This is a genomic window from Arthrobacter sp. 147(2020) (genome assembly GCF_013116715.1).
Classification (GTDB): domain Bacteria; phylum Actinomycetota; class Actinomycetes; order Actinomycetales; family Micrococcaceae; genus Arthrobacter_D.
In genome coordinates this window covers 110,615-137,554 of record NZ_JABFOM010000007.1, presented here as the reverse complement: position 1 = coordinate 137,554, position 26,940 = coordinate 110,615, and the positions used below count along the sequence as shown (strand labels likewise).

Below are 26,940 nucleotides of genomic sequence, written 5' to 3'. Positions count from 1 at the left end.
GCACGAGGTGCCGGAGTCCGATTAATCGGTCTCCGAATGGGATAGTGCTGGTCGGTGGTTAGGCGGAGGGTCGGACGTTAACGCGGACCCGGGGAACCGGGGTGAGACCCATTGACTGAAACTCCTGCGTCAGCATCGCCTTCAGCTCAGTCGACGAACTCCCCGTATCATGAAGGGTGCTTTTTGCATCGACCTTCACCACCCGGGCCGTCGCCCCAACGGAACTCGATCTGATGCCGTCCGTCTGATCCACGAGAGCGCCGGTCAATCTGGCCAGGCCCTGACGACTGATCACTGATTCAGACAGGTCATTGTTGTCCTGGGTGCCCCCAATCCGGATGGCCGTGTGCTTGCCGGGAAGGAGGGACGCGAGGAGCAGGACCACCCCGAGGACAAGAGCCACCCCTGATGCCACCCAGATAAGGGGAGCGTTCCAGGTAAGGGAGGCTGCCAGATCGCTGGGTCCTGACAGGAATGCCGGCCACCTACCGGTGGTCAGATAGCCAACGGATCCCCAGACTGCGACCACTGCGGCGGCAAGGAGCACCAGCGCCGCAACCGTAGCGGGGAGCGCCCTGCTGGATCTCCGCCGCAACGACTGGGAGACGGGTTTCTTACTCATAGCAGGTCTCTTCTTCCCTGGGTTGTGGCGGCGCTGACAAGTGTCTGGATTTCGATATCAATCTGACGGACTTCGATTCCGCAGGAGGCGTTCACTTTGTCCTTGACCGCCCGGCGAAGACGATCAGTTGTGACCCGCAGGGGTGCCGGGTATTTAACGCCTGCACTAATGTGCAGGGCAGCAACACGGCCGCTGAGCTGCACTTTCACCCTCGGCCGGGCATCTTCGTCACTGTGGGATCCAAGACCCAGGAATCCGCCGGACGTTCCGTGGATACCCGGAACCTCAGCTGCGGCCTGCCCCGCGATCTTCTCGATGGCTTTCTCCGAGATGGTCAGCGTTCCGCGGGCGTCGGAGTTTCGGTGTTCACCGTCCGCTATCCCGCGTTGGTGCTGGGTTGCGGTCATTTGCGGGAGCTCGATCGGCCGGTGAGTGCGCCGAGGTCAAGCTTTCCGTCGATCACCCTGGCTACTAGTAGGCCAAGGGCACCGAAAGCGGCGACAATCAGGAATTCAGAGAATCCTCCGAATGCTGCTGCGAGTCCCAGGAAGAGACCTGCGAGGAGGCCAAGGGCTGTCGTGTTCATGGTGGTTGCCTTTTCTGATGCGATGGAGCCGTGCGATGAAGGTGGTGGGAAGATGCTGCGCGGATCCGATGAGGGGGATGTTCCGCGCAGCACCTTCTCAGCTGACCGACGCTAGGGGGTGCGCCGGTCAGCGTCTGTGGGACCTACTGGAGGTCTTTGTGGTTCGAGTTGTCCTGGTCCTGGTCATCCTCGGGGAGGTGAACATCAGCAACGTTGATGTTGACCTCGATCACTTCCAGTCCGGTAGCGTCCTCGACCGATGAGATGACATTCCGCCGGATCATCTGGCTGATCTCGACAATCGAAGCGTCGTGCTCGACGACGATGGTCAGGTCAATCGCGGCCTGCCGTTCGCCCTTTTCAACGCTGACGCCGCCGCTGACGTTGGTCTGTGAGCCGGGGATGCGTTCGGTCAAATTGCTGAACGCCCGGCGGCCAGCGCTGCCCATCGCGTAGACGCCCGGTACTTCGCGGGTAGCGATGCCAGCAATCTTCTGAACCACGGTTTCGGTGATGGTGGTGTTGCCCATGTCGGTCTGGAGAGGCCCAACGTTCTCTTTCCTGTCGGCGTCCTTCGACTTCTGGTCCGCCCGGCGCTGCTGCTCCTCGCCAGTCGCTGGGACAACGGCGGTGCGACGTGAATTCTGTTCGTCTGACATGTGAATCTAATCTCCTCAAAGGCGCAAATCATTCGTGGTTTACATAGGTAAGACGCAGCAACTCGTGATTCCTCACGCGAGATTTGAAACTTTCTTTATTCAGCGATCAGCCAAGGAATCACGCGTCGTCTTCATCGAGTTGGACCCCACACAGCAGGAAAGAAGATAGACCAGTGGCGACGGAAGGTGCTTCCTGCAGGGGCAGAACCCAGTGCCCGGACCAGCAGGCTGCTTACCTTATGCTGGTGTCTATCTCGACGGGTTCTCGCCCCGGGCAGGATGGAATCTCGGACGAGGTTGATGGATAGTGTGGTCGAGGAAGAGTGAAGATGGATGAGACGAAAGCTCCCGGACGGGAGCAACCCCCTCAGCCCGGGCAGGATGCCGGGGACGAATCGTTCCCGGGGATGGGTGATTCTCAGGGCGGGTTCCAGCAGGACGGCGACCCCGATGCTCCGGTGTGGATGCCCCTGGATGAGATCGATGAAGTCACGATCATCAATCGTGCGCAGGACGGGGATGTTGAGGCTTTTGAATGGCTCATTTCCGAGTACCAGGGTGGGCTGTACCGGCTATGCCTGCGGATGCTCAACGACCGGTCAGAGGCTGAAGACCTGGTTCAGGAAACCTTCATCAGTGCCTGGCGGGCGCTGCCCGACCTGAAAGTTCCCCAGGCATTCATCCCCTGGCTGTATCGAACTGCGACCAACAAGTGCCTCGACCTGCTCCGTACCCGCAAGCGGAGGCCCGAACAACCGCACGACGAAAACGACAGCGGCCAGGAGTCTGCTGAGTCCAGGACTAGTATCGGTAAGGGTCCACTGGCGGATCCTGCCAGCGAATATGAGAACCAGGCGCAGATGCGGGCGTTGTCCGATCTGCTCCAGACAGTACCCCCGGGACCGCGGGCGTGTTGGCTACTGAAAGAAGTTCACGAGTTTTCCTACCGCGACATTGCAGCGATCGTTCAACTGCCTGAAAGCACAGTCCGGGGACGGATAGCCCGGGCGAAACGATTCTTAGCAGAAGGGATGGAACCATGGCGATGAACAATGACCATTCCCGCCTGGGATGCGGCCGTGAACTCGACGAGTTCTGGGCATCCATCGATGACCCCCCGACCGCACATGAACAATCGTGCGCTGACTGTCAGAGCGCAAGAAACTCGCTGTATCACCTGGCGGCCGTCACAGAGTCCATGAGGGAACGGGACAAAATAGACCCGGAACTGCAGCCTGGAAGCCGGGTCAAGGAAGCGATCATGCTCGTCGCGCGGGCCGAAATCCGTCGGGGTAAGAAGACGCCGCTGAAGAGAACCTCACTCGGAGCAATCGAGATCAGTGAGCAGGCCCTGGTGGCACTGATTCGGTTCGCCGCGTCGACCCTGCCTGGCGTCCGTGCCCGTCGCTGCGAGATCGAAGCCGACAATCGGGGGCCAGTCTTGGACAGTCCCACCCCGACGGAAGTAAGCATCGCCCTAACGGTTGCGCTGTCCTCGACCGTCAAGATCCCGGAAACGCTGGCGCTGGTACGCGAGCGAGTGGGGACAGTGGTCGAAGCCCAAACGTCAATCATCATGAAACAGATCGATATTGTTGTGGAGGATCTTTACGATGTCTAATCAGCCTCTAGTGGCCCAGGTCGCAGACCTCGATGCGCTTGCCGACTCACTCACCTCAGAGTTGATGGAGCAGCCGGGCCTCCTTCGCCTTGAGCCAACCGTGAAAAGTATGATCCGGAAGTTCAAGGTGGGCCTAGTGGCTCCCACCCAGTCGGGATCCCGCGCCGCTGCCAGCGCACCGTCGACCGTCACCCGGGATGGACTGGTTCTCTCAGTCGCCGATGACCGTGTCCACGTCAGCGCCGATATTGCGACGGATGTCGAGCACCGGGCCCTGGGCCTTGCCGAGCAGCTTCAAGCCCTGATCGCCTGGAGAATCCAGGACAGTGGACTGACCCCTGGAGAGATCGATATTACGATCCTCGCGATCGAGGGCCAGTAGGTAGTAGTACTTCCGAGGTCATGCAGGCTGTGGTCTAATGCGATGAGGGAGGTTGAGCCGATTCCTGCCCCTCGGCTCCGTAGAGTGAAATACCTGCTGCTGTTGTGGACCCAGGACGTGCCCGAAGGGCAGGACTACGCCGAGGGATTCGGCGGCGACGCCGATTATCAGGCGTGGATGGATTTCGAGGCTCGGGTGCGCGAAAGCGGTGCCTACCTCGACAGCGGGGAACTTGAGCCAGCGCGCTCGGCAGTCATGGTCGCACCGACTCTTGCCGGCCCCGCTCCTCGAGAGCAGCCCGACCCCACCGCTGGCACGCTGCACATCAGCGGCTTTTATCTCGTCGACGTGCCGGATCTCGCCTAGGCTGTGGCCATCGCACGGAGCATGCCGCTCTATGGAAGCATCGAGGTCCGCCCCCTGGTGGACTACAGCGCCAGCGGGTGGGACACCGAGACAAGCGAGCCAGCGGCTCCCTGACCCATGGCGGGAGCGCATGGCCTGAAGCACATCCATGGTTCGTTGGGGTCTCCGCTGGCACCGCCCGGTAGACTCGAAGCGTGAACAATTCGCTCGCTCAACAGTCTCCGACTGGCTCCTTTACCGACTTCCGGACCATCGATCTGCGTGGCAGTGCCCTCACCGGCGCGGCCCTCAGCGAGGTAATGCCACGCCCTGAGGTGGGTGGCTCCGGGGTGGAAGGCCCCGTCGCTGCGATTCTCGCCGATGTCCGGGAGCGTGGCCTGGCCGCGCTGCGGGAGTTGGCGTTGAAGTTCGACGGCGTTGAGCAGACCACCCCGCGGGTTCCCCGGGAGGCGCTGACCCGTGCCCTCGCCGACCTTGACCCGGACGTCCGGCTGGCGCTCGCCGAATCCATCGACCGCGCTCGCCGTTTCGCTGCCGCGCAGGTCCCGGGCGACGTCGAGGTGGAGATCTCGCCAGGCGCCGTCGTGACTCACAAGTGGGTAGCTGTCCGCCGCGTGGGCCTTTATGTTCCGGGCGGTTTGGCCGTCTACCCGTCCTCGGTGGTGATGAATGTGGTGCCTGCGCAGGCTGCAGGAGTGCAGTCGATCGCTATCGCTTCTCCGCCCCAGAAGGAGTTCGGTGGGCTCCCGCACCCGGTGATCCTCGCTGCCGCGGAGATGCTCGGCATCGCCGAGGTGTACGCGATCGGCGGAGCTCAGGCCGTGGCCGCGTTCGCCTATGGGGTGGACGGTGACACCGCAGAGGACGCCTTGGAACGCGTTGATGTGGTTACCGGTCCGGGCAACATTTTTGTGGCGACCGCCAAACGTCTCCTGAAGGGGACTGTCGGTATTGACGCTGAGGCTGGCACCACCGAGATTGCCGTCCTGGCCGACGCCGACGCCGATCCCCGGTTGATCGCCGCCGACCTCATCAGCCAGGCCGAACACGATCCGCAGGCCGCGTCGGTGCTGATCACCGATTCCGAAGAACTCGCGTCCCGGGTCCGCGTCCAACTGGCCGCGCAGATCGCGACCACCAAACATGCCGATCGGGTACGGGAGGCGCTGGCTGGCCGACAGTCCGGCACCATTCTGGTCGACGACGTCGAACACGGGATCGCCGTCTGCGACGCTTATGCGGCCGAACACCTGGAAATCCAGACGGCTGATGCTGCAGCGGTCGCAGCGCGGATCCGGAACGCCGGAGCTGTCTTCGTGGGCGAGTACAGCCCGGTCAGCTTGGGCGACTACTGCGCCGGGTCCAACCACGTCCTGCCGACCGGGGGGACCGCGACGTTCGCTTCCGGGCTCAATGTGACCACCTTCCTCAAAGCGGTCCAGGTGATCAATTACGACAGGGCGGCTCTGGCGGAAGTCAGCCAGCACATCACCAGCCTCGCTGGCGCCGAGGACCTCCCCGCCCACGGCGATGCCGTCTCCATTCGGTTCACCTAAACCACTACATGTAGTAATGACACTGTTGTAGTTTTCCCATATCTAGTTCTAGAATGGTGGTGTTCCACACGGTGGCCCCGCTACCGATCATCACCGATTGAAAGGCGCGGCATGTTTTGTCCCTTTTGCCGTAACGCCGATTCGCGGGTGGTCGACAGCCGGTTGGCCGACGACGGTTCAGCCATCAGGCGCCGCCGCCAGTGCCCGGAGTGTGGCCGGCGGTTCACCACCGTCGAGACCACCAGCCTGAGCGTAATCAAACGCTCAGGAGTCGGTGAACCTTTCAGCCGCAGCAAGGTCATTAACGGTGCCCGAAAAGCCTGTCAGGGCAGGCCGGTCACCGAAGACGACCTGGCACTCCTGGCGCAGGAGGTCGAGGAATCCATCCGGGCCAGCGGCGCAGCAGAAATCGACGCCCATGAGGTAGGGCTGGCCATCCTCGGTCCGCTGCAGAAGCTTGACCAGGTAGCCTACCTTCGGTTTGCCAGTGTGTACCAGGGATTCGACTCACTCGAGGACTTCGAGTCAGCCATCGCGAAACTGCGCCGCGAGGCCAGCGAGGGCCCCTCGGGCCCCACCGGCACCCAGAGGCCGCTGACCGCGCAGTAACACAGAGCTCCGGTGGTGGCTGCGGAGGGGAAGCCGACGCCGCCACCGGCACCACTTCCTCACCCAGAGACCCGGGCGTCCTGCGCTTGGTACGTCAGGTCAGCGCCCGCCGCTCACCGGCAGGATCGCCCCGGTGATGTAGGACGCCTCGGGGGAGAGCAGCCAGGAGACAGCGGCGGCCACCTCCTCCGGCTCGGCAGCCCGCCCCAGAGGAATGCCAGGGCTCAGCCTGGCGGTGCGGTCCGGCATCCCGGCGGCCGCGTGCAGGCCGGTATGGGTACTCCCCGGTGCTACACAGTTCACCCGAACGCCCTCCGGCCCCACCTCGGACGCCAGGCCGACGGTCAGTACATCCACAGCACCCTTGGTCGCCGCATAGTGCACCCAGGTGCCGGGGGAGCCCGCCTTCACCGCCGTGGAGGAGATGTTGATGATCTGCCCTCCGGTGCCGCCGAGCCGGGTCGACAGCCGGCGGACCGCCTCACCGCAGACCAGCAGGGGACCCACCACGTTGACGTCGGCCACCCGCTGGAGGATCTCGGACGGCACCTCGGCCAGGGGGCCGATCAGGTTGCCGGTGATACCCGCGTTATTGACGACGGCGGCAAGCATTCCCAGCTCGGCGGCGCGGTCGAACAGCCTGACGACGTCGGACGCGAGGCTCACGTCCGCGTCGATGGCCTCAGCGGTCCCGCCTGCGTCAACAATGGCGGCAACCGTCTGTCGCGCGCCTTCACTGTCCGACGCATAGTTCACGGCAACCGCGTATCCGTCTTGGGCGCAGCGCCGCGCGATCGCGGCCCCGATTCCCCGGCTGGCACCGGTCACCAGGATCACGCCACGGTGATCAGACATGGGGATCAGGCCTCGGGGACGGCCGCTGCCAGCTTCGCGAGACGTTTGAAATGCAGGGCAGCCTGCAGGGCGGCGCCCACTATGCCGGCCTGGTTCTTCAGCTGCGCCGGAATGATGCGGGTGCGCAGGTTGAGCCCGGGCAGGTATTCCTGGCTGCGCTTGGAAATGCCGCCGCCCACGATGAACAGTTCCGGCGAGAACAGGAATTCGACGTGGGAGAAGTACCGCTGAAGACGGACGGCGTACTCGTCCCAATCGATGCCGTCGCGTTCGCGGGCAACCGCAGAAGCCCGTGTCTCGGCGTCGTACCCGTCAATCTCAAGGTGGCCGAGTTCAGCGTTGGGCACCAGCTTCCCATCGAAGATGAACGCGGAGCCGATCCCGGTGCCCAGGGTGATGACCAGGACCGTGCCGTCGACTCCCTTGCCTGCGCCGTACCGCACTTCGGCGAGGCCGGCGGCGTCGGCGTCGTTTATGACGTGAACGTCGCGACCCAGGACCTTGCTGAACAGGCCGTCGACGTCGGTGTTCACCCAGCTCTGGTCAACGTTGGCCGCCGACCGGGCGATGCCGTGCTGGATGATCGCCGGGAAGGTGACACCGATCGGGACGTCCGCCGCCGGTGCGTTGGGCCGGGTGGAGAGTTCCGCGACGATCTGCGCAACTACCTCGGCGACCGCCTCCGGGGTGGACGGCTGTGGGGTGGGGACACGGTATCGCTCACCCACAATCTCCCCGGCCACCAGGTCAACAATGCCGCCCTTGATGCCGGTCCCACCGATGTCGATCCCGATGACGGTGTTGGGCAGGTGCTTACCCTGCTTCTTCTCGGTACTTTTGCCCACGTTTATCTCCAGGGGTAGGTCATGGGTTGCCGACGCAGCAGGGTGCCGCCGGAACCCGATGGCTAAGGGACTGTCAGAACTTCGGCGCCGCTGTCGGTCACCAGCAGGGTGTGCTCAAACTGTGCGGTGCGCCGGCGATCCTTGGTGACCACGGTCCATTCATCCGGCCACATGTCCCACTCGATGGTTCCAAGGGTGAGCATCGGCTCGATGGTGAACGTCATCCCCGGTTCGATGATCCGGTTGTAGGCCGGCGCGGCGTCGTAGTGGGGGATGATGAGGCCGGTGTGGAACGCCTCACCGACGCCGTGCCCGGTGAAGTCGCGCACCACCCCGTATCCGAACCGTCGGGCGTAAGACTCGATGGCCCGCCCAATGACGTTGATCTCCCGGCCTGGGGCTACCGCCTTGATGGCCCGGTTCAGGGATTCCTTCGTGCGCTCCACCAGGAGGCGCGACTCGTCGTCGACGTCGCCCACCAGGAAGGTGTGGTTGGTATCCCCGTGGACCCCGTCCAGGTACGCGGTGATGTCGATGTTGATGATGTCGCCGTCGTTGACCACCGTGGTGTCGGGGATGCCGTGGCAGATCACCTCGTTCAGCGAGGAACAGATGGACTTCGGGAACCCGCGGTAGCCCAGGGTGGAGGGGTACGCGCCGTTCTCCACGAGGAACTGGTGGCCCACCCGGTCCAGCTGGTCGGTGGTGACGCCTGGCTCAATGTGGCGTCCCACCTCGACGATGGCCTGGGCGGCCAGACGGCTGGCCCGGCGGATCTTTTCGATGGTTTCTGGAGTCTTGACCTCGGACCCCGTGAAGGGGGCCGGTCCGCTGCGGCCGACATACTCGGGGCGGGGAATGCTGGCCGGAACCGGCAGCTGAGGGCTGACGGTCCCCGGAACGAGCGTTCCAACGGGTGCGCTGACGGATTGCTGAGGCATACTCTTGATCTTATAGGCGGTACGGCGTCCCGCCGAAAGTCACGATCGAGGAGGACACCCATGGCCGAGTTCTGGTACAACGTACAGACCCACGAGATCGAAGAGGACGCACAGTCAGACTGGCGGAAACTGATCGGGCCCTACCCCACCCGGGCGGAGGCCGAGCGCGCCCTGGAAAAGGTGGCGCAGCGCAACCAGGCGTGGGACGCCGAGGACGAGCAGTAACTCAGAAGCTGTGTTCCGGTCCGGGGAAGGTACCGTTACGGACTTCCTCGCCGTATGTGGTTGCGGCCTGCGCCAGGACTGACCGCACATCAGCGAACTGCTTGACGAATTTCGGCTGACGCCCGGTGCGGACCCCTGCCATGTCCTGCCAGACCAGTACCTGCCCGGTGGTGGCATTACCGGCGCCGATCCCGATGGTGGGTACGCCGACGGCCCGGTCGACGGCGGCGGCCACCTCTGCGGGGACCATCTCCATCAGGACACAGAACGCCCCGGCATCGGCGAGGGCAACGGCGTCGTCAATGAGTTCCTGGGCGGCGTCACCGCGGCCCTGGACCCGGTACCCGCCCAGGGCGTGCTCGCTCTGTGGGGTGAAGCCGATGTGGGCCATCACCGGGATTCCGGCAGCGGATAGGGCCCGGACGGTGTCAGCGTAGTGCCGTCCGCCCTCCATCTTCACCGCGTGCACCCCGCCCTCCTTCATCAGGCGGACCGACGACTCGACGGCCTGGGCGGGGGAGACCTCATAGCTCCCGAACGGCAGGTCGCACACCACGAGCGCGCGGTGCGCGCCGTTCGTGACGGCGCGGGAGAAGATAATCATTTCGTCCACGGTGATCGGCAGCGTGGTCTTGTAGCCGAGGACGTTGTTGGCGGCCGAATCGCCGACGAGGAGAACCTCGATGCCGGCATCGTCAAAGATCTCTGCGGCGTACTGGTCGTAGGCGGTGAGCATGGCGAAGCGCCGCCCCTCGGCCTTGGCCTGCTGCAGGTGATGGGTACGGATTCGGGCGGGTGTCCGGGGCGTGGCGTCAGCGGCTGGCGCACCGGCGTCGGCGTCCCGGGCGCCCGTGCCGTAGGGTGCTGGAATCTCTGCTGAAGTCATACCCCGAGCCTACTTCAGACCCCCTGCTCGCCTGTAGGCCGGCAGGATCCGCTGGCGAAACGATGTTAGGTTGTGATGGACAACACGACGGCGTGAGGGAGCTGCACTTATGAGTCATCAGGCGGAATCAACTACGAGCGAAGCGACGGCGGGCGCCGCAACCGACGGGGGCGAGCCGACCCGGTCGGCAGGTCGCCTCTGGATGGTACGGGGTCTCGGGGTTGTCATTGCCCTGGTGATTTACTTCGCCCTGGGGGGTTCAGATCTTCCCAACGAGGCCCGCGCCGTTGCGGCCATCGCCGGCCTGATGGCCGTCTGGTGGATGACTGAGGCTCTTCCGCTGTCAGTAACGTCGCTGCTGCCGATCGTCCTGTTGCCGATGCTCTCCGGAGCGACGGTGGCAGAGTCCACGGCACCCTACGCCAACCCGATCGTGTTCCTGTTCCTGGGCGGCTTCCTCATCGCCATCGCGATGCAGAAATGGAACCTGCACCGCCGGATCGCGTTGCTGACCCTGCGACGCGTCGGCACCCATCCACGCCGGATCATCCTCGGCCTGATGATCTCCACTGCTTTCCTCTCGATGTGGGTCTCCAATACGGCGACCACCCTGATGATGCTCCCGATCGCGCTCAGTATCCTGACCCTCGTCGTCGAGAACAGCCACGGGTCCAAGACGCCGACCGGCCAGACCGCCAAGGACCTGGACGCCGGTAAGTCCATCAGCGACGTCGTCAGTGACAAGGAGGTCCGCATCTTCGGTGTGGCCCTCATCCTTTCGATCGCCTGGGCAGCCACCATCGGTGGTCTGGGTACCCTTCTTGGAAGCCCTCCCAACGCGATCGTTGCCGGATACATCAGCACCGAACTTGGTGAGGACGTTGGATTCGTCCAGTGGATGATGCTCGGTGTCCCGATTGTCATCGTCTTCATCGGGATCGCCTGGCTGCTTATCACCCGCGTCATTTTCAAGTTCTCCCTGAAGGAGATCCCGGGCGGCAAGGAACTGATCGACTCTGAGATCAGCAAGCTGGGCACCATGAGCCAGGGCGAGAAGACCGTCCTCGCCGTCTTCGCCAGCGCCGCTTTCCTCTGGATTTTCCCCGGACTGCTGTCGAACATCGGAGCCATCGAGTCGGCCATGCCGTGGCTGGGAACCCTCGATGACACGGCGATCGCTATCGCCGCAGGCATCGCATTGTTCATGATCCCCGCCGACAAGCAGGGCAACATGACCCTGGTCTGGAAAGACGCCGAAGAGGGTCTGCCCTGGGGCGTCCTGCTGTTGTTCGGCGGCGGTCTCTCTCTCGCCGGAGCTGTTGCACGGACCGGGCTCGATGCCTGGTTCGGCGAGCAGGTCAGTGGACTCGGCGCCCTGCCGATCGTTCTGCTGCTGGCGGCTGTGGTGACGATCGTGCTGTTGCTGACCGAAATCACCAGCAACACGGCGACAGCGGCAACCTTCATCCCGATCCTGGGCGGTGTTGCCATCGGCATCGGGATTGACCCGCAGACGCTGCTGATCCCTGCTGCCCTGGCGGCCACCTGCGCGTTCATGCTCCCGGTCGGTACTCCTCCCAACGCGATTGTCTACGCGACCGGGAACGTCAAGATCTCCGAGATGGTGCGCGGCGGTATTGTCCTTAATATTGTGGGCGTCATCCTCATTACGATCTTCACGGTCATGATTGGTCCTTTCGCCCTGGGGCTGGTGCTGTAGCGCCAGCCCTCCCGGCATAATTGCAGCAATCCTGCCGTTAGTGACCCCGCCCAGTAGAGTGAACTGGTGGCCCGAACTCGTCATGATGCGCGGGCACCAATCAACTGCATGAAAGAGGGTAGCAATGGACCGCCAGCAGGAATTTGTACTCCGTACCATCGAGGAACGCGATGTGCGGTTTGTGCGCCTGTGGTTCACCGACGTCGTCGGTTCACTGAAGTCGGTGGCACTTGCCCCGGCGGAGGTGGAAGGCGCCTTCGAGGAGGGGCTGGGCTTTGACGGTTCCTCCATCGAGGGCCTGGCGCGCGTGTTCGAATCGGACATGCTGGCGCAGCCCGACCCGTCCACCTTCCAGATCCTGCCCTGGCGCGGTGAGAAGGAACCGACGTCGAGGATGTTCTGCGATATCCTCACACCTGACGGGATGCCCTCCACGGCTGACCCCCGCGGGGTGCTGAAGCGGACCCTGGCGAAAGCCGCCGACATGGGGTTCACCTGCTACACGCACCCGGAGATCGAGTTCTATCTGCTCAAGTCCGACGAGCTGGGACCGGACGGGCAGCCTGTCCCGGTGGACCAGGCGGGCTACTTCGACCACGTGCCGGGCGGCGTGGCGCAGGACTTCCGGCGCACCGCCGTCGCCATGCTGGAATCGGTGGGAATCTCGGTGGAGTTCAGCCACCACGAGGCCGGACCTGGTCAGAACGAGATCGATCTGCGCTACGCCGACGCGCTGCAGACCGCTGACAACATCATGACCTTCAGGACCATCATCAAAGAGGTGGCGCTCACCCAGAACAGCTACGCCACCTTCATGCCCAAGCCGTTCTCCGACCACCCCGGCTCCGGCATGCACACCCACTTTTCCCTCTTTGAGGGTGACGCCAACGCGTTCTACGAGGCCGGCGCCGAGTTCCAGCTGTCCAAGACGGCGCGCCAGTTCATCGCCGGGATCCTCAAGCACGCCCCCGAGTTCACTGCGGTCACCAACCAGTTCGTCAACTCCTACAAGCGCCTCTGGGGTGGGGGAGAAGCACCCAGCTACCTGTCCTGGGGCCACAACAACCGGTCGGCACTGGTCCGCGTCCCCCTCTACAAGCCGAACAAGGGCCAGTCGGCCCGCATCGAGTACCGTGGCATCGACTCGGCCAGCAACCCCTACCTCGCCTACTCAGTGCTGCTCGGCGCCGGGCTCAAGGGTATCGAGGAAGGCTACGAGCTGCCGCCGGGCGCCGAGGACGACGTGTGGAGCCTGACGGCCACCGAGCGCCGCGCCATGGGCCATGACCCGCTGCCCGCGAGCCTCCATGACGCCATCCGGGTGATGGAAGATTCGGAGCTGGTCGCCGGGATTCTCGGCGAGCAGGTCTACGAGAACTTCCTGCGGAACAAGCGCGCCGAATGGCACGACTACCGTATCCAGGTCACGCCCTACGAACTGCGTCGCAACCTCGGGATTCTCTAAGCTGGCGCCCACCATGAGCCTGAACCGCCAACTCATCAGCAGGGGCTTCACTGATCTGGAGAAAAGCACCCGGTTCCTGGATGCACCTGAGCTGAAGGACATCCCGGAGCGGGCCCTGTTTGATGGACTGGCGCGCTCGGCCAACCCCGATCTTGCCCTGCAGTCCCTGGTCCGCCTCCTGGCGGTCGAACCCGGGTTGGCGTCAGTGGTGGCCGACGGCGGCGCCAGCAGCGAACCGCTGTTCCGCCTGCTCGGGGCGTCGGAGGCCCTGGCCGAGTTCCTGATGCGCCGGCCCGAGCACCTCGACACCATCAAGGTCAGCCCCAGCAGGGCCCCCGGCGGGGTTTCCGCTGAGCACCTCCGGTCTTCCCTGCTGGAGGCGGTCGGCGCCGACCCGTCGTCGGGCACGCCTGTGGCGGGGGACGGCGGGAAGGAAGCCTACGCCCTGCTACGCACCCGCTACCGCCGCCACCTGGTGGAGCTTGCCGTACGCGACCTGTGTTCGGCGTCGCCAGTCGACTACCTGCCAACCGTCGGCCAGGAACTCGCCGACCTGGCGGCGGCGGCGGTCGAGGCAGCGCTGGCCGTCTCCCGTGCCGAACTGGCGAGCAGCTTCTCGGTTACCGATATAGCGTCGGTCCGTCTCGCGGTGATGGGGATGGGCAAGTGCGGCGCCGGCGAGCTGAACTACATTTCCGACGTCGACGTCATCTACGTGATCGACGCACCGGATCTCGCCGAGGACCTGGCGGTGAAGATCGGGACGTCGCTCGCCACCGGAATTTCCCGAGCCATCACGTCCAGTGGTATCGAACCGGGCCTCTGGGAGGTGGACGCCAATTTGCGTCCCGAGGGCCGCGACGGTCCACTCGTCAGGACCCTCGACTCCCATCTGTCCTATTACGCGCGGTGGGCCCAGAGCTGGGAGTTCCAGGCACTGTTGAAGGCGCGCACCATCGCTGGCGACGCTGATCTGGGTCGCCGGTATGAGGAGTCCGTGGCACCCCTCGTCTGGAACTCGTCGGAGCGTGAGGGGTTTGTCGACTCGGTTCAGGCGATGCGCCGCCGGGTCACCGACAACATTCCCTCCCACGAGGCGGAACGCCAGCTGAAGCTTGGCCCGGGTGGCCTGCGCGACGTCGAATTCACCGTCCAGCTCCTCCAACTGGTGCACGGCAAGGCGGACGAGTCGATCAGGATCCGTGACACCACATCGGCGATCGCCGCACTGAGCGATGCAGGCTATATTGGCCGCTCCGACGCGAAGGCATTCGACGAGTCCTACCGGTACCTGCGCGTTCTGGAGCACCGGATCCAGCTGGTCAACATGCGCCGCACCCACCTGATGCCCGAGGACGACGCCTCACGCCGTGCCCTCGCCATGTCCTCCCAGGGTGCGCAGGTCACCACCCGGCCCGCTGCCGCCGTCCTGCTGGAGCAATGGCAGCAGACCAAGCGGCTGGTGCGTGGACTGCACGAGAGCATCTTCTACCGTCCGCTGCTCAACACCGCCGCGAATCTCAGTGTTGACGAGGTCAAGCTCACGCCGGAGGCGGCCCGGGCCCGCCTCGCCGCCCTGGGTTACCTGGACCCGAAGGTGGCTATGCGGCATATCGAGGCGCTTACCTCCGGGATCAGCCGGCGCTCTGCCCTGCAGCGGCAACTGCTGCCGGTGCTACTCGGCTGGCTGGCTGACGGCGTGGATCCCGACGCCGGCCTGCTCGGTTTCCGGCGACTCAGTGAGGGACTCGGGCAGACCCACTGGTATCTGGGCATGCTCCGCGACTCGAAGGCAGCCGCCGAGCGGCTCTGTCATATCCTCTCCAGCAGCCGCTTTATCGCTGACCTGCTGGAGGTCTCACCCGAGTCGACCAAGTGGCTGGGCAATGACAAGGATCTCATCCCGGTCGAGTTCGAGGCCCAGTGGGGCGAGATCCAGTCGAAGATGTCACGTCATCCGGAGCCACGGGAGGCGATGCGGCTGATCCGGTTGATCCGCCGTCGGGAACTGTTGCGGATCGCGATTGCCGATAGCTCCGGTCTGCTGGATCAGGCCGAGGTGGGTGCGGCGCTGTCCGCCACTGACCGGGCAGCCATCCTCGGCGCACTGCACGTGGCCGAGGGCGCGGTGTTCGCTAACGAAGCCCCGCTGACCGACGTCGTCGTCGTCGCGATGGGACGGCAGGGCGGACGGGAGATCACCTACGGTTCGGACGCTGACGTGATGTACGTGCACCGGGCCCATCCCGGCGCCAACGAGGCAGCCGCGCAGGGCCAGGCCGAACGGATTGTCAGCCAGCTGTCCGCGCTGCTGCAGCAGCCCTGCACCCCGGCCATCCAGGCGGAGCGAGTGCTGGAGATCGACGCCGACCTGCGGCCCGAGGGCAAGCAGGGCCCCATGGTGCGGTCGCTGGAGTCGTTCCGCGAGTATTACCGGCGCTGGTCGCTGGTCTGGGAATCGCAGGCACTGCTGCGTGCGTTGCCTGTCGCCGGGAGCGACGACCTGGCCGCAGCATTCACCGAACTGATCAACCCGATCCGGTATCCGGAAACCATCTCGAGCCAGAGCCTGCGGGAGATCCGCCGGCTGAAGGCACGGATGGAATCGGAGCGGCTTCCCCGCGGAGCCGATCCGTCTCGCCACCTCAAACTGGGCAGGGGAGGGCTGAGCGACGTCGAATGGCTGGTGCAGCTGCTCCAGTTACAGCACGCCCAAGGGAACGACGCCCTCAAGACCACCTCCACCCTCACGGCGATGGACGCCATCGAGGCTGCCGAGCTGCTCCCCGCAGCGGACGTGGCCACCCTGCGGCAAAGCTGGTGCCTGTCGAGCCGGGTGCGGGCGGCGAACGTGATCTGGAGCGGCAAGGCATCGGACCTGTTGCCATCGTCGCGCCGGGATCTGGAGGCGGTGGCCCGCTGGTGCGGCTACGGCCCCGGAATGGGCGCCCGGATGGAGGAGGACTACCTGCGGCTGACCCGCCGTGCCCGGTCCATCTTCGAGCGCGCCTTCTACGGGTACTGAGTCCGGTTTCGCACCGGTCCTGGTGCGCTGGCGTCGTAGTTCCCCACCCATCGGCCCCGATCAATGGGACTGTCTAGACAATCCCATTGATGGTTAGGGTTCGTTGGGATAGTTGAACCACTCTGAGCCAATGCATGCCCCGTGTTCCTTGCCCACCACCCCATTCGTCAACTAAAGTTGACGTCATGGAGGTGGAGCGCATGAAAACACTCGTTGGATCGCTCGACGACGACGGCGGACCGGTCAACCGGTTGCAGGCTGTCAACGAGCTACGCAAGGAACTTGGCCGCGCGGAGACCACAGCGGTGCGTCAGGCCCGTCAGGCGGGTCTGTCCTGGGAGGCTATCGCGCAGGCCCTCGGCGTGACCCGGCAGGCAGTCCACAAGAGGTACGGCAAACGGTAGAACCCGGGTTCTGGGCAAAAAGGAGGCCCGCACGGAACACCGTGCGGGCCTCCTCACATCTAGAGACTAGACGCCGTAGTAGAGCTCGAACTCGACAGGGGTAACTGCATGGTGTTGAAGGGTGCTGTGATCCGCTTGTTCTAGGGGTTTTTGGTGTTGTCCATGATTGTAGAGAACAGCCCTGTTTTGGTCCTCTTGCGGACTTTCTGCGGACTGACGCCCAGTTTCCCAATTCGGATCCAGAGGTGGCACGCTCACCTGGCACACGTTGCAACGTCACCGGACAGGGCTACAAGCAGTCGCCGTGGTACCTGGGTTGACCAAGCCGTGCGACTCGATGCTTAGCTCCATGAATCAGCCGACAACGCGAGCTAGGCTTGGCGCGTAACGTCCTACATCTGGGCCCAACGACGACCGACAGGAGCGACACCCATGTCAACTATTTATGAAGGCATGATTACGAAGGATATGACGCCGATTGCGTTCGAAGCTGCGAAGAACATCGACGAGATGAATACGGCGTACAGTTCGTCCCCCGAGAAAGATTTGCAAGGGTTCGTCGATATCCTTATGAACCAGAATCGTCAGTTGATAAAGGCTGTCGGTCTCCTTGAGCAGCGAGTGAACATCATGGACGGCAAGATTGTCGACCCGTACCTTTCCGAATCCACGGGGTCTAGGTAAGTCGCAAACTCAACCGGACAAATGCAGGAAGTTACAGACTCGATCTGAAAAGGTGGGCTGTTGTTTTTATCTTGTCTGGACTGGTTCAGTTTGATTCAGAGTGTTGCGCGTCCCACGGGTAGTTAGCCAGAACAGCGGGGGTCGACGGCGCCCTAGCCGTCTTTGGGCTCAGACGGCAGGGAGTTCAGCCAAGCGATCAGCTCCTCGCGAACAATGACCGGGCGCGATGTCGGGTAACGGGCGATGAGGTAGCCAGCTTTGATGTGGGCTCGGAGGGTATCAGTGCTGCAGCCGACCGCGGCCGCCGCTTCTTGGATGTTGTACGCAATCTTGTCGCTTCGCTCGCGCATCAATTCTTCGCTCATACCGTCGATCCTAAAGCCGAGGACGCCGGACGGTTATAGGTTGCGGAACAGCCGGCCTATGTTCTTGCGTTGCTCTGTGCGCTGTCTTTGCGATGCTGGCTCTGGCACTGGCGGAGGGGCGATGATGCTGAGGTACTGATCTTCCGTGAAGCGGTAAAGTCTGCCGATCCTAGTTGATGGCCACTTACCTGACCGGCACATACGCCGGACTGTGTCCACGTCCACATTCAATCTCTCGGCGATGTCTGCTGCGGTGAGGTTGGCTGAAGGTGAAGTCATGTTCAGTGAGCCTACCCCTGCCTGCACCGCTTCGGGTCGCTTTAGGGTTGTCGATATGACATCGAAACTCGCCTACACGATCCCCGAAGCTGCAGCGGCTTACGGGGTGAGTCACAACGTAATCCGAGCGCATATCAAGGCCGGAAATCTCGTGGCCAGATACCCAACCAGCAGACCAGTCATTGGGGCGGATGAACTCAAAGCTTGGTTCGACTCTCTGCCCAGTGAGTCGCCACAGGACCGGTAGGCCCGCTGTGCCTGAGCATTACTGGTCTGTGTCAGAACTCCAACCACCTCGTCGCCTCTTGTACGTTTCCGTCCTAATATTTCAGCCATGGCATCTAAGCTCGCTTATACCTTGGAGGAAGCCGCACAGGCGTGTGGTTGCAGTGTCCGCACTATCGACCAGCAAGTGAGTGACGGGATCCTAACAGCACGCTACGTTTGCGAAGAGCGGATCATCCTTCACCATGACCTGGAAGACTGGTTGCTGAAACTTCCTAAAACACTCGAAATAGGGCATCGCGGCGGTACAACTATCGGGACGTCCAGAGAGACTTCGGTGGCCGGAAAAGTGTTTCGCACACCCGAAGATGTCGCACCAGAATTGGGATTGAAGGCCACCACTCTCCGCCGTTTGTGCCGCGAAACTGAGATCTGCACACGACTAGAGCGAAATAGGATCACCCTCACGCAGGAGGATGTGGAGGCCATCCGCGACCACCTCAGGCTTCGCGCCGCCGCCGCAGGAGAAGCCGAAGGATTAGACCACTTCGCGACCGACCCATCCTGAAAATATACCGGCAGATTCCTTATCCGAAGCTTGCGAAGATCGGCGCCTACCGTCGCCGTGCCGCTGCACCTTTACTGAGAGCGAAGATGCTCGGCGTTTGCTGCCCTACTTCGAATGCTTCAATTTCTGGAAGAGAAAACCGCCACAGGTGACCGAGTTTCCATGCTCCAGGGATTCCGCCTCGGCGGGCATCGCCGGTAATCCAGGCGTGTCGCCGGCCCCAACGTTGGGCGAGTTCTTCAGTTGAAAGAGATCGGCTCATGAAGTGTTAGCTTACCGTCCACTTAATATTCTCCGCCGAACTTGGCCGGCGGCCACCCAGGCGTACCGGGCGAGGCTGTGCTCCACCCATTGGATGCGGACGGCGGCGCCTGTCCACCCGAGGGCGAAGGCTTTGACCGTCCGGGTGGATCCGTCTGGGTCGGTGAGGTCAGCCCATAGGGGTATGGATTTATCCGAGGTCCGAAAGTCGGCCGGATCGGGGGCTTCGACCTGTAGGGGAGGCCGCCAGTTCCGGGCGCCGGGGGCCATACCCCAAGCGTCTCCGTGGAATCCGTGCACCATGACCAGAAGGCTACTTCCGGGCAATGACGAAATGGCTTCTGCAAGCTATTGAGTCGTTATCGGGCGCTCGGGTGCGCACATGGGGCAATTACTAATTGAGCGTTGGAGATCCCGGCCAGTACTCGTGACGTTTGTTCTCGAGCTGTTGGGTTATATCCGACTTACCCCACCATGTTGCGAACAGAAATCTGGTGTTCTGATTCAGCCACTGGTTGATTAGTCTGACGAACTCGTCGTTCATCTGCTTCACTCTCTCGATTCTGGCATCCTTCTCCTCGTCGCTGTCCCACTCCCGACGGCTTAAATCGTGACACTCGTCTCCCAGCTTCCACCGCCAAGTCTTCAATTCCCGTTTGAAGCCCTTGTTCCAGCTGGGAAGCTCAACGACCCACGCGTTAGTCGCAATTGTGGTTTCCGAGTTGTGGTCCCTAAACTTTGCGCGGTCCTGGTAGCTATGGCGAAGTTGGTTATAGGCAGCACGGGACAAGTCCGCCAACGCCATAGCCTGTCGCTGCTTTGATGCCTCCGCACGTTGCACCCATGTGGAAACTATGACGGCCAAGATTGCTACACCGACAGCAACCAAGGCTATCTTTTCTGATAATTCCATTAGCCCATCTTGCCGTATCGGGGCCTGATAACCTCGAGAGTCAGGATGGCCGGTGATTGGCGTTGTTGCCCGTGGGTAACTCCGAGTTAGCTGGACGGAGCCGAGTCGATGGGGGACTTTCCCGGCCCCGCCCAGTGGACCGGTGGACGCGCACCGGACCCAGAAGGGACAGGCTCACATTCAGACGGCTACCCCCTCGCGGATAAGTATGCACCCGGTCAAATGCGTTGCATAGAGTACTCCTAGGCAACGACAAAATACTCCCGAAAGGTGACGGGCAAAAATCACATTCCGACCCGCACATAGCTGGAGTGTGGGTGTTAATCTGAGACAGTGAACCTTTTGACACTCTGGTCAGTGACGTCGGCTGTATGCCTCCTCGGCATCATGGCTACGTCCTCAGACGTGATTCAGGTTCTTCTCGCGATTGTGGGGTCGTGGGCATTTCTGGGGACTCTTTGGGCCTCATATCAGATGATTCTTGGTCGCCGGCTACTTCTTCAATAATCTTCTCGATCAGCTCCGGAGTTATTTCCGCCCGGCTGGCATCTTGGAACATACCGATTACCGCAAGCATTATGGCGATCCATGCCGCAAGCCCTGCTCCCTTAGCGCCGAGCGCCTTATCCACCATTGATGTGATACCCGGTGCTTCTTTCTGAAGAGTTTTGCGAATCTTTCGCTCAATCTTCTCGTGGTCAGCACCGGGCTTCTCTGATGCCTTGAGCGCCCACTCAATTGCAGTGTCGATCCGCATAATCTGCTGGGGAGTCAAGCGTAGGTCCGCTCTGGTGCCAGTCGCGAAGAAGGTGTACTTTCCATCAATGATCGGCACAATTCTTCTGCACTTAGGGCAAGGCCAGCTCCCACCTGTAATTTCGACAGAGGCGATACCCTCACCTTCAACCACGCCGGTAACCGATTGAGGGCCGTGCTCGGGACATTCGATCATGACGCGTTTGGCGTTTGGTTGCATTGGCGAAGTATACGCAAAACGCAAATGGCCCCCGCCATCCGTAGGACAGCGGGGGCTCGTCATGTAGGTTTGCTTCACACGTCGTGAGGACGTTTAAAAAAAGGGCTCGATTTGTTGAACGTTAGTGGGGCCAGGCTCCCATGGCGGTCATGGCAGCCTTTTTCCCTGCTGGGACCCTGCCGCGGTGGCGACCATGGGTTAGGTGTCGGGTTGTTCGAGGCGGTACTTACCGTCGCCGTCAGGGATCTCCAAGGGCTTCGGAGTGGCCGCCAGGAATGGCAGGAAACGCTCGATGAAGTCATTCACCCCCGGGAGTGCCATGACACGGGTGATACCACCGCAGATCGCCAGTGCGAGTGCCGCGTACCCTGTACCGCCTTCAGGGTTGCCCATCGCGACGGCTTCGAAGATCGCGGGGCCGAGTGCTGCGCCGGCAACTACCGCGGCAAAAATGGTTCGAGCTGTTGCCCGCCACGGATGCTCTGTCTGGGTGTTGCTCATGCTGGCTCACCTTCTACCCGTTCGAGGTTCAGGCGGTAGTCTCCGAGGGTTGCCTGGATGGAGTTGTCCAACATCTCCGCGATCTCTTCTTTGGAGGCGTTCCGGTCAGCTGCCACCAGTTCCAGCAGTGCGTCGAGCTTGGCGTGGGTTGCGGCGCTGTTGGCGTGATTCCGCTCTGCATGCTCAGCGGCCCAGCCGAGGGTGCGGTTGACGCTCGTCTTACCCTTGAACCGCCCATAAAGGGGGATTGCTGCCTGGTCGAGTGCGGCCAGTGCGCCACTCTTTGCTGCGGCTTCTACTTCTGTTTTCGTTGCCATTTCGTCCCACTCTTTCGGTTTGGGTTTCACTACGGGTGTTTCGGGTGATACTGCGTTGAGTAGCTGGGCGGTGCATTTGAAGAAGTAGGCCCAGTCGAAGTCGGCTCCGGGATCGGTGCGGTGGATGCCACTATCTCCGTGTGCAGCGAATCCGGGGACTCGTGCCCGTGCTTGTGCCCCGGTGATGCGCTTAAGGGGGACGGTGATGCCGTACTGCTCATCCATGTACTTCACGAAGTCGGCGGCCATCACTGCCATGTTGCGGTAGTAGCCTTCGCGGATGTCGGCTGGCATGATCCGCCAGTCAGCGGCACGGCAGGCCGCTGCGATTCCGACAGCCCAGACGTTGGTCTCTGAGTCTTGCCACGCCTCCCACTCCCAGGGGAAGTACACGGCGATGTCGGCCCAGTCGCACGCACGGTGGTATGAGCCGTAGTCGCTACGGGTGAGGAGGAAGCTGGTTAGCGCGTCCACCCCGTTCGTCCATGGCCCTTCGGAGGTGTGGACAATGATCGTGCCGGAGAGCTTCCCGCCAGCGCGGCGGGGGAGCCCACCCTGTGGCGTCACCCGGTTCGGGGTATCGACTAGTAGGTATCCAGAGGACATGTCGTGCCTTTCAGTGGGCATAAGAAAAGCCCCGACAATGCGGGGCTGGGACTTGCCTGCTGGGACCTCTCAGGCTTTTGGGTTGGCTTGCTGCCTCACGTGCTCATCCACGAGGTCCGCGTCGAGGTGCTCGATCAGAGATTTGGGGATGAGGGGCATTGGTCCGTTGCATCCGTCTATCGCCCACAAGAGAACGCGTTCGATGAAGTTGATCGCCGTGGTCGAAATTCGGGTCACTTTGTTCAAGTCGGCCCTGAGGTTCTTGACCTCGTTCTCGACGTTCTCCAAGCGTTCAAGGAGCTGACCCGACCATGTGATCGCGTTCGCTTCCCTCGACACGGTTGCAGTGACCTTGTCGGATTGCTTGCCCCGCTTGTAGGTGGCCCATGTGCCGAGGGCGACCCCGATCAGCGCGAGGATCCCGGTGATGATTGTTCCCCAGTTATCCATGGGCTCTCACCTCGAAGTCTTTGCGGGAGAGGTTCACCATTTTGGAGAGGTAGTAGATGAGTCCGGCGAAGCAGATATAGACCACCGCGGTGATGATGGTCCCTGACGCCATGAACAGGCCATCGACTGTCGCCCGGTTCCAGGCGGCGATGATGTAGACGATCGCCCACAGCAGGGACATCGATTGGATGGCCGCCAGAGCCAGGGCGTGGTTCATCCTGCAGGCGGTGACCGAGAGGTGGATGGCCGTGCCGAGCCACAGAATTCCCCACACCCAGATCGGGACAATCCACTCCGTGAGGATCGAGGGGGTGAACGCCGGCGAGCTCGGCTGCAGGTAAGCGAAGGCTCGCGTCAGGGCCAGCGCTGCGAGGAACAGCATCGCCACCCCTCGCGGGCCGTATGGTTTCAGGCGCATAGGCCCTCCTTGCGGTCGTGGGTGGGTGGTGGTTATTTGGCGCAAACCGGTGACCACCCATTTATGCGGGTATGGTTGGTCGATGAATAGAGAGCGTCAGATTTTGGAATTGATCAGCGAGTATGTTCAGCAAAAAGCGCGTCACGTGCCGGAGGGCAGCGGACGCGGCCTGGATGAAATTGCTGACGAGTTTGGGCAAGCTTTGCGCAACGTTGACGCACAAAGTGGAGAAGAGACTATCCCGCCAATCGTGCAGCGAGCTAGCGAAGACGAGATGCAGGCGTAAGCCAGGTCAGGGCGCACTCCGGTGAAGTGCGCCGCAAACCACTGCAACTTTGGTTCCGCTGGTTTCTTGGCCCCTGAGGGAACGGCATCGTCGGTTTCTGGAATCGCTTACCCGTTGACCATTACTGCATCAAAGGTTGTCCAGCCGGTGAAACCGTTGGTTGCTAGATCAGCGCCTGTTGTTTGCAGGATCTCCACGACGATAGATTCACCCTTCGGCACCCTATAGGTCGCGCCCAGTGTCACCGTTGCGCCCGTAGTGGTGGCTGGGACCTTGGCGATGTCCAACACGACACCAGCAAGAGTCCTCAATGTAGCCTGACATGTCCCCGTAGCCGCTGTGCCGTTGAACGTGGCCTTAGCCCGAATGTTCCACACACCGGCACGGGGGGTCCAAGCGCCAGTGTCCGCGCTGTATTCGCCTCGATTAACGGTTCTAGTGGCCCACGACTTGACGACCGTAGCTACGTTGTTCGGTGCTGTTGTAGTCCCACCAGTGCGAGCCGATAGGACACCTCCTACCCCGTCGAACAATCCGCCAGGAGATGAGGCAGCATCGTATTCTTCCACGATCTGCCACGCGTCGTATCCGTACTGGATGACGTTCCACGCCGAACCTGAACCTGCTGTTGGACCTTGCAGGTACTGGATCCGATAAACGGAGCCGTACCGTTCCCACCGGCAATTGGTGAAGAGGTTATACCGGGAGCCAACAAACTTCATCCTGTAATAGGAGAAGTTCGTCCCCTCCATTGTGCAGCCGGTGAAGGTGTTGTTATTCGGCCCAGAAACCGAGTTTGATTTTCCCTCAAATAGAAAGTAGTGACACCCTGGGTCGTCAGCTACAGCACCCCGAGCGGAGACGACTTGTGTTCGCCCGCCGATGAAGGTGTTCTGGTTGCACCAGCCGGACTCGTTCTGTGTGAGGTGATGCCCGACACGGTTCTGGTTTGTGTAGCCGAGGATTACCGTGTTGTAGGCGAACCCTGTTCCTCGTCCGATGAACCTGTAGCCGTACTCAAAGTTGCGGACAAACCCGACGCAATACACTTGGCAGGTGTTTAGGTTGACCATTTCGATGCCGACGCTTACGCCATCCCAGACAGCACCTACACTGTGCTGGACACTTGGTAACCAGTAAGCGCGGTTGGATATTACGCCGACATCTTTGCCGACCTTTAGCGCCACGCCCGTGCCGTGGAAATTGAACGTCGCTAATGATGCATCCGTGGAAGCACGAAATTCGACGGTCAAATCAATACGGTACGTGCCGGATGGCACGAACATCCGCGCCCCAAGGGTTTCGGCCGCCGCGTTCGCGGCATTCAGCGCGGCGGACTGGTCCACGTCAATGCCAGGAGTCGCTCCGTAGTCCTTAGCGTTGATCAGTATTTCATCCTTCGATACCTTGCCAGCGAGTGCGGTCGCTTGTGAAGTGCTGACGGGCTTATCGGCGTCGGATGTGTTGTTGACGTTGCCGAGCTGCAGCATTGAAGGTGTGGGTGTCACCCACTCAGTAGTGGTGCCTTCCGCGTTCTTGCGGATGAACTGTAGCGGGTCGCCGCCAGCGGGTACGCCAGCACCCGGCGGGCCGGGCTGACCGTCCGCGCCTGGCTCCCCAGCGCCCCCGACGTTGACGTGGATGCCGTCGCCTACATCGAGACGAACATTGCCAGCTAGAGCCTCCTGGAACGTGCTAATGCGTCTTACCATGTTGTCCCCTTAAATGCTCTGTAGCCGTGCGTTGGTGATGTCTACCGTGCCGCCCGACACGCGGCCTGCGGCGACAATGAGTTCCCCGGTGAAGTTGGCGGGGATGGTCACGGGTTTGCGGACTTCCACCCAGTTCGGTGATGCCGACAGTGTGTGTTCTTTGCGTGCGTCCATGCCGGTTCCGAGGATGTTGGTTCTGACGACAGCGCCAGTGGTTGCGCGTACCCGGTAGACGAGTTCCCTAGTCCCACCGAGGAGTGCTTCACGGCGGTTTAGGCTGATCGTTTGGGTGAGTGGCGTGCCCGTGGTGGTGGTCGCGTAAGTGACATTCCCCGAAACGGCTGTCGTCCAGTTGAGCGTGTTGGCCCATCCAGTGAAACCGTTGCGGAAGGATCCATTGGTAATCAGGTCGTCGCGGTGGTTGCTGTTCGGGTCCGCCAAGAGCGAGCCGGTTGGGGTGAGTATTTCGATGGTCCCAGCAACTCGACGGGCGGCGAGGTCAGCGAACACCGTCTCAACATTCGCTGTCGTCATGAACCCGGCAGTATCAATCGAGGCGGGGTGCAACATGAGCTGCACACCCATCCCCGAGTTGATTGCACCATTGAGGACGCCAGACACCCATGCCGGGGTCTGAGCCTCAATGGTCGTGTGCCCCAACCCAATAGGCATGTCAGCGGGCAACGACCGGTAAAGCCCCGGAAGGTACCCGGCAACAGCGGCGTGGTAAGCGAGAACCAGCTGCCCCGCGTAAGTGTTCCAATGCTGCTCCGCGCTGGTCATCGGTGAGTAACCGTCGAACCCGCCAGCAGTAACCCCAGGAGGTGCCCAACCCTCAATGGAAAGCGCCGGGAGGTTGGACTGAAGCGATGCTAGTGCGGTGACGATCTGCTGGAGTATCGGTGCGGGCCCAGTAGCGCTGATGTGATCCCGCCCATGGTTCCAAGCCTCCCCACCGTTATCAATGCACCATTGAGAGAATGTGGCGAACGTCGTGGTGTTGCCCGCGTTTCCCATCTGGTTCGAGTTGATGGCCTGCGACCACGGCAGATCATACTTCTGCAAGAGTGGCAGGATCTTTGTGCCGAATTTCGCCAGCCCGTGATCGAACCGGAGGCTGACAGGGATCTTCCCGCTAGTGCCAACCACCCCACCACGACGCGCCTTGAACGCTGAGACAAGCATCGCCCGATGAGCTTGCGCCTGCCCAGCGTCTAACTTGTCGAGCCGATCCCATGCCGTCCACGCCCCACTAGACCCCTGCGACCGGTACAGCACGCCGGCCCCCGCGTATCCGAGGAACAAATGTGTTGCGGCTGGGAGAGTCGGGTGGTTCGTATTACCGACGATCAGCCGGCCGGCAGCCGTTGAGGGTGCGTTGAGCATCCCAGCCTGGTTCGGGTAGCGGACAGCATAGGATCCGGTCGCGGTGTAATCGTTGAAGTCCGCACCGTCAGGAATGAACGGGCGGTCGAAACGGGTGGCTTCGATCTGCGTGTTCGTGTACGTGTTCGAGGTAGATACTGCTTGCCCCTCGACATTCCCGAGCGCGGTGTCGATTGCCACTTGGATAGCGTTCATGTCCGAAACGAACTTGACCAGATCAACGCCA

General features: G+C 62.1%; 32 protein-coding genes. 14 read left to right on the top strand and 18 right to left on the bottom strand.

Annotation, left to right across the window (positions count from 1 at the left end; genetic code table 11):
* Positions 1-58: 58 nt before the first annotated feature.
* From HMI58_RS07580 to HMI58_RS07565, 4 genes are all read right to left on the bottom strand, one after another.
* A complete protein-coding gene (locus HMI58_RS07580) occupies positions 59-622 on the bottom strand; it encodes a DUF6286 domain-containing protein (protein ID WP_171618715.1) in 564 nt (187 codons plus the stop codon).
* Complete coding sequence (locus HMI58_RS07575; protein WP_171618714.1) at positions 619-1,029, bottom strand: Asp23/Gls24 family envelope stress response protein; 411 nt, start codon at positions 1,027-1,029, stop codon at positions 619-621. Before HMI58_RS07575 ends, HMI58_RS07580 begins: the two co-directional genes overlap by 4 nt.
* Entirely contained in the window at positions 1,026-1,208 is a 183-nt protein-coding gene (locus tag HMI58_RS07570) for a hypothetical protein (protein WP_171618713.1), read from the bottom strand. The genes HMI58_RS07575 and HMI58_RS07570 overlap by 4 nt, the downstream gene beginning before the upstream one ends.
* A 143-nt stretch (positions 1,209-1,351) precedes the next feature.
* A complete protein-coding gene (locus HMI58_RS07565) occupies positions 1,352-1,867 on the bottom strand; it encodes an Asp23/Gls24 family envelope stress response protein (protein ID WP_171585378.1) in 516 nt (171 codons plus the stop codon).
* Positions 1,868-2,196: 329 nt separating this feature from the next.
* Here HMI58_RS07565 and HMI58_RS07560 point away from each other — a divergent pair, with 329 nt between their 5' ends.
* The 6 genes from HMI58_RS07560 (at position 2,197) to nrdR (ending at position 6,401) form a co-directional block, all read left to right on the top strand.
* Positions 2,197-2,916 (top strand): RNA polymerase sigma factor, encoded by a 720-nt coding sequence (locus tag HMI58_RS07560; protein ID WP_205207991.1) that lies wholly within the window; start codon positions 2,197-2,199, stop codon positions 2,914-2,916.
* Entirely contained in the window at positions 2,907-3,488 is a 582-nt protein-coding gene (locus tag HMI58_RS07555) for an Asp23/Gls24 family envelope stress response protein (RefSeq protein ID WP_171618712.1), read from the top strand. The genes HMI58_RS07560 and HMI58_RS07555 overlap by 10 nt, the downstream gene beginning before the upstream one ends.
* Complete coding sequence (locus HMI58_RS07550; RefSeq protein ID WP_171618711.1) at positions 3,481-3,870, top strand: hypothetical protein; 390 nt, start codon at positions 3,481-3,483, stop codon at positions 3,868-3,870. Before HMI58_RS07555 ends, HMI58_RS07550 begins: the two co-directional genes overlap by 8 nt.
* A 42-nt stretch (positions 3,871-3,912) precedes the next feature.
* Complete coding sequence (locus HMI58_RS07545) at positions 3,913-4,236, top strand: hypothetical protein (protein WP_171618710.1); 324 nt, start codon at positions 3,913-3,915, stop codon at positions 4,234-4,236.
* A 194-nt stretch (positions 4,237-4,430) separates the two neighbouring features.
* Positions 4,431-5,792, top strand: coding sequence for a histidinol dehydrogenase (gene hisD, locus HMI58_RS07540; RefSeq protein ID WP_318779167.1), 1,362 nt, complete (start codon positions 4,431-4,433; stop codon positions 5,790-5,792).
* Positions 5,793-5,903: 111 nt separating this feature from the next.
* Positions 5,904-6,401 (top strand): transcriptional regulator NrdR, encoded by a 498-nt coding sequence (gene nrdR / locus HMI58_RS07535; protein WP_171585374.1) that lies wholly within the window; start codon positions 5,904-5,906, stop codon positions 6,399-6,401.
* Positions 6,402-6,500: 99 nt separating this feature from the next.
* On the opposite strand, the gene HMI58_RS07530 is transcribed toward nrdR, so the two are convergent.
* From HMI58_RS07530 to map, 3 genes are all read right to left on the bottom strand, one after another.
* On the bottom strand, positions 6,501-7,256 hold the full coding sequence (locus HMI58_RS07530) for an SDR family oxidoreductase (RefSeq protein ID WP_171585373.1): 756 nt from the start codon (positions 7,254-7,256) through the stop codon (positions 6,501-6,503).
* A 5-nt stretch (positions 7,257-7,261) separates the two neighbouring features.
* Entirely contained in the window at positions 7,262-8,101 is an 840-nt protein-coding gene (locus HMI58_RS07525; protein WP_171585372.1) for a polyphosphate--glucose phosphotransferase, read from the bottom strand.
* A gap of 62 nt (positions 8,102-8,163) precedes the next feature.
* The gene (map, locus tag HMI58_RS07520; protein WP_171585371.1) at positions 8,164-9,042 is read right to left on the bottom strand and encodes a type I methionyl aminopeptidase; all 879 of its coding nucleotides are present in this window, start codon (positions 9,040-9,042) and stop codon (positions 8,164-8,166) included.
* 60 nt (positions 9,043-9,102) lie between these two features.
* Between map and HMI58_RS07515 the strand changes: the two genes are divergently transcribed.
* A complete protein-coding gene (locus HMI58_RS07515) occupies positions 9,103-9,267 on the top strand; it encodes an SPOR domain-containing protein (RefSeq protein ID WP_019481305.1) in 165 nt (54 codons plus the stop codon).
* A gap of 1 nt (position 9,268) precedes the next feature.
* Here HMI58_RS07515 and panB read toward each other — a convergent pair whose 3' ends face one another.
* A complete protein-coding gene (gene panB / locus HMI58_RS07510) occupies positions 9,269-10,153 on the bottom strand; it encodes a 3-methyl-2-oxobutanoate hydroxymethyltransferase (RefSeq protein ID WP_171618709.1) in 885 nt (294 codons plus the stop codon).
* 109 nt (positions 10,154-10,262) lie between these two features.
* On the opposite strand from panB, the gene HMI58_RS07505 reads away from it, so the two are divergent.
* The 5 genes from HMI58_RS07505 (at position 10,263) to HMI58_RS07485 (ending at position 17,451) form a co-directional block, all read left to right on the top strand.
* Complete coding sequence (locus tag HMI58_RS07505; protein WP_171618708.1) at positions 10,263-11,873, top strand: SLC13 family permease; 1,611 nt, start codon at positions 10,263-10,265, stop codon at positions 11,871-11,873.
* 124 nt (positions 11,874-11,997) lie between these two features.
* Positions 11,998-13,338 (top strand): type I glutamate--ammonia ligase, encoded by a 1,341-nt coding sequence (glnA, locus tag HMI58_RS07500; protein WP_171585368.1) that lies wholly within the window; start codon positions 11,998-12,000, stop codon positions 13,336-13,338.
* Between the two features lie 13 nt (positions 13,339-13,351).
* The gene (locus HMI58_RS07495; protein WP_171618707.1) at positions 13,352-16,363 is read left to right on the top strand and encodes a bifunctional [glutamine synthetase] adenylyltransferase/[glutamine synthetase]-adenylyl-L-tyrosine phosphorylase; all 3,012 of its coding nucleotides are present in this window, start codon (positions 13,352-13,354) and stop codon (positions 16,361-16,363) included.
* A 200-nt stretch (positions 16,364-16,563) separates the two neighbouring features.
* Positions 16,564-16,767 (top strand): AsnC family protein, encoded by a 204-nt coding sequence (locus HMI58_RS07490; protein ID WP_225667978.1) that lies wholly within the window; start codon positions 16,564-16,566, stop codon positions 16,765-16,767.
* A 432-nt stretch (positions 16,768-17,199) separates the two neighbouring features.
* Positions 17,200-17,451 (top strand): hypothetical protein, encoded by a 252-nt coding sequence (locus tag HMI58_RS07485; protein ID WP_171618705.1) that lies wholly within the window; start codon positions 17,200-17,202, stop codon positions 17,449-17,451.
* A gap of 152 nt (positions 17,452-17,603) precedes the next feature.
* Here the strand turns inward: HMI58_RS07485 and HMI58_RS07480 are convergent, their stop codons facing one another.
* On the bottom strand, positions 17,604-17,816 hold the full coding sequence (locus HMI58_RS07480; RefSeq protein WP_205207990.1) for a helix-turn-helix domain-containing protein: 213 nt from the start codon (positions 17,814-17,816) through the stop codon (positions 17,604-17,606).
* 613 nt (positions 17,817-18,429) lie between these two features.
* Between HMI58_RS07480 and HMI58_RS07470 the strand changes: the two genes are divergently transcribed.
* Positions 18,430-18,888: a helix-turn-helix domain-containing protein gene (locus HMI58_RS07470; protein WP_171618703.1), complete on the top strand. Its 459-nt coding sequence runs from the start codon at positions 18,430-18,432 to the stop codon at positions 18,886-18,888.
* A 273-nt stretch (positions 18,889-19,161) separates the two neighbouring features.
* Here HMI58_RS07470 and HMI58_RS07465 read toward each other — a convergent pair whose 3' ends face one another.
* From HMI58_RS07465 to HMI58_RS07435, 7 genes are all read right to left on the bottom strand, one after another.
* The gene (locus tag HMI58_RS07465) at positions 19,162-19,452 is read right to left on the bottom strand and encodes a hypothetical protein (RefSeq protein WP_171618702.1); all 291 of its coding nucleotides are present in this window, start codon (positions 19,450-19,452) and stop codon (positions 19,162-19,164) included.
* 91 nt (positions 19,453-19,543) lie between these two features.
* Positions 19,544-20,062: a hypothetical protein gene (locus HMI58_RS07460; RefSeq protein ID WP_171618701.1), complete on the bottom strand. Its 519-nt coding sequence runs from the start codon at positions 20,060-20,062 to the stop codon at positions 19,544-19,546.
* A gap of 391 nt (positions 20,063-20,453) precedes the next feature.
* Positions 20,454-21,038 carry a hypothetical protein gene (locus HMI58_RS07455; RefSeq protein ID WP_171618700.1) on the bottom strand — a complete coding sequence of 195 codons (585 nt, stop codon included), beginning with the start codon at positions 21,036-21,038 and terminating at the stop codon, positions 20,454-20,456.
* 198 nt (positions 21,039-21,236) lie between these two features.
* Positions 21,237-21,539, bottom strand: a complete 303-nt coding sequence (locus HMI58_RS07450; RefSeq protein ID WP_171618699.1) for a hypothetical protein — start codon at positions 21,537-21,539, stop codon at positions 21,237-21,239.
* On the bottom strand, positions 21,536-22,462 hold the full coding sequence (locus HMI58_RS07445) for a hypothetical protein (RefSeq protein WP_171618698.1): 927 nt from the start codon (positions 22,460-22,462) through the stop codon (positions 21,536-21,538). The genes HMI58_RS07450 and HMI58_RS07445 overlap by 4 nt, the downstream gene beginning before the upstream one ends.
* 69 nt (positions 22,463-22,531) lie before the next feature.
* Positions 22,532-22,912, bottom strand: coding sequence for a hypothetical protein (locus tag HMI58_RS07440; protein WP_171618697.1), 381 nt, complete (start codon positions 22,910-22,912; stop codon positions 22,532-22,534).
* The gene (locus HMI58_RS07435; RefSeq protein ID WP_171618696.1) at positions 22,905-23,330 is read right to left on the bottom strand and encodes a hypothetical protein; all 426 of its coding nucleotides are present in this window, start codon (positions 23,328-23,330) and stop codon (positions 22,905-22,907) included. Before HMI58_RS07435 ends, HMI58_RS07440 begins: the two co-directional genes overlap by 8 nt.
* A gap of 82 nt (positions 23,331-23,412) precedes the next feature.
* On the opposite strand from HMI58_RS07435, the gene HMI58_RS07430 reads away from it, so the two are divergent.
* Positions 23,413-23,616, top strand: coding sequence for a hypothetical protein (locus HMI58_RS07430; protein WP_171618695.1), 204 nt, complete (start codon positions 23,413-23,415; stop codon positions 23,614-23,616).
* 107 nt (positions 23,617-23,723) lie between these two features.
* Here HMI58_RS07430 and HMI58_RS07425 read toward each other — a convergent pair whose 3' ends face one another.
* Complete coding sequence (locus tag HMI58_RS07425; protein WP_171618694.1) at positions 23,724-25,124, bottom strand: glycosyl hydrolase family 28-related protein; 1,401 nt, start codon at positions 25,122-25,124, stop codon at positions 23,724-23,726.
* Between the two features lie 213 nt (positions 25,125-25,337).
* Positions 25,338-26,909, bottom strand: coding sequence for a hypothetical protein (locus HMI58_RS07420; RefSeq protein WP_171618693.1), 1,572 nt, complete (start codon positions 26,907-26,909; stop codon positions 25,338-25,340).
* Positions 26,910-26,940 lie beyond the last annotated feature (31 nt).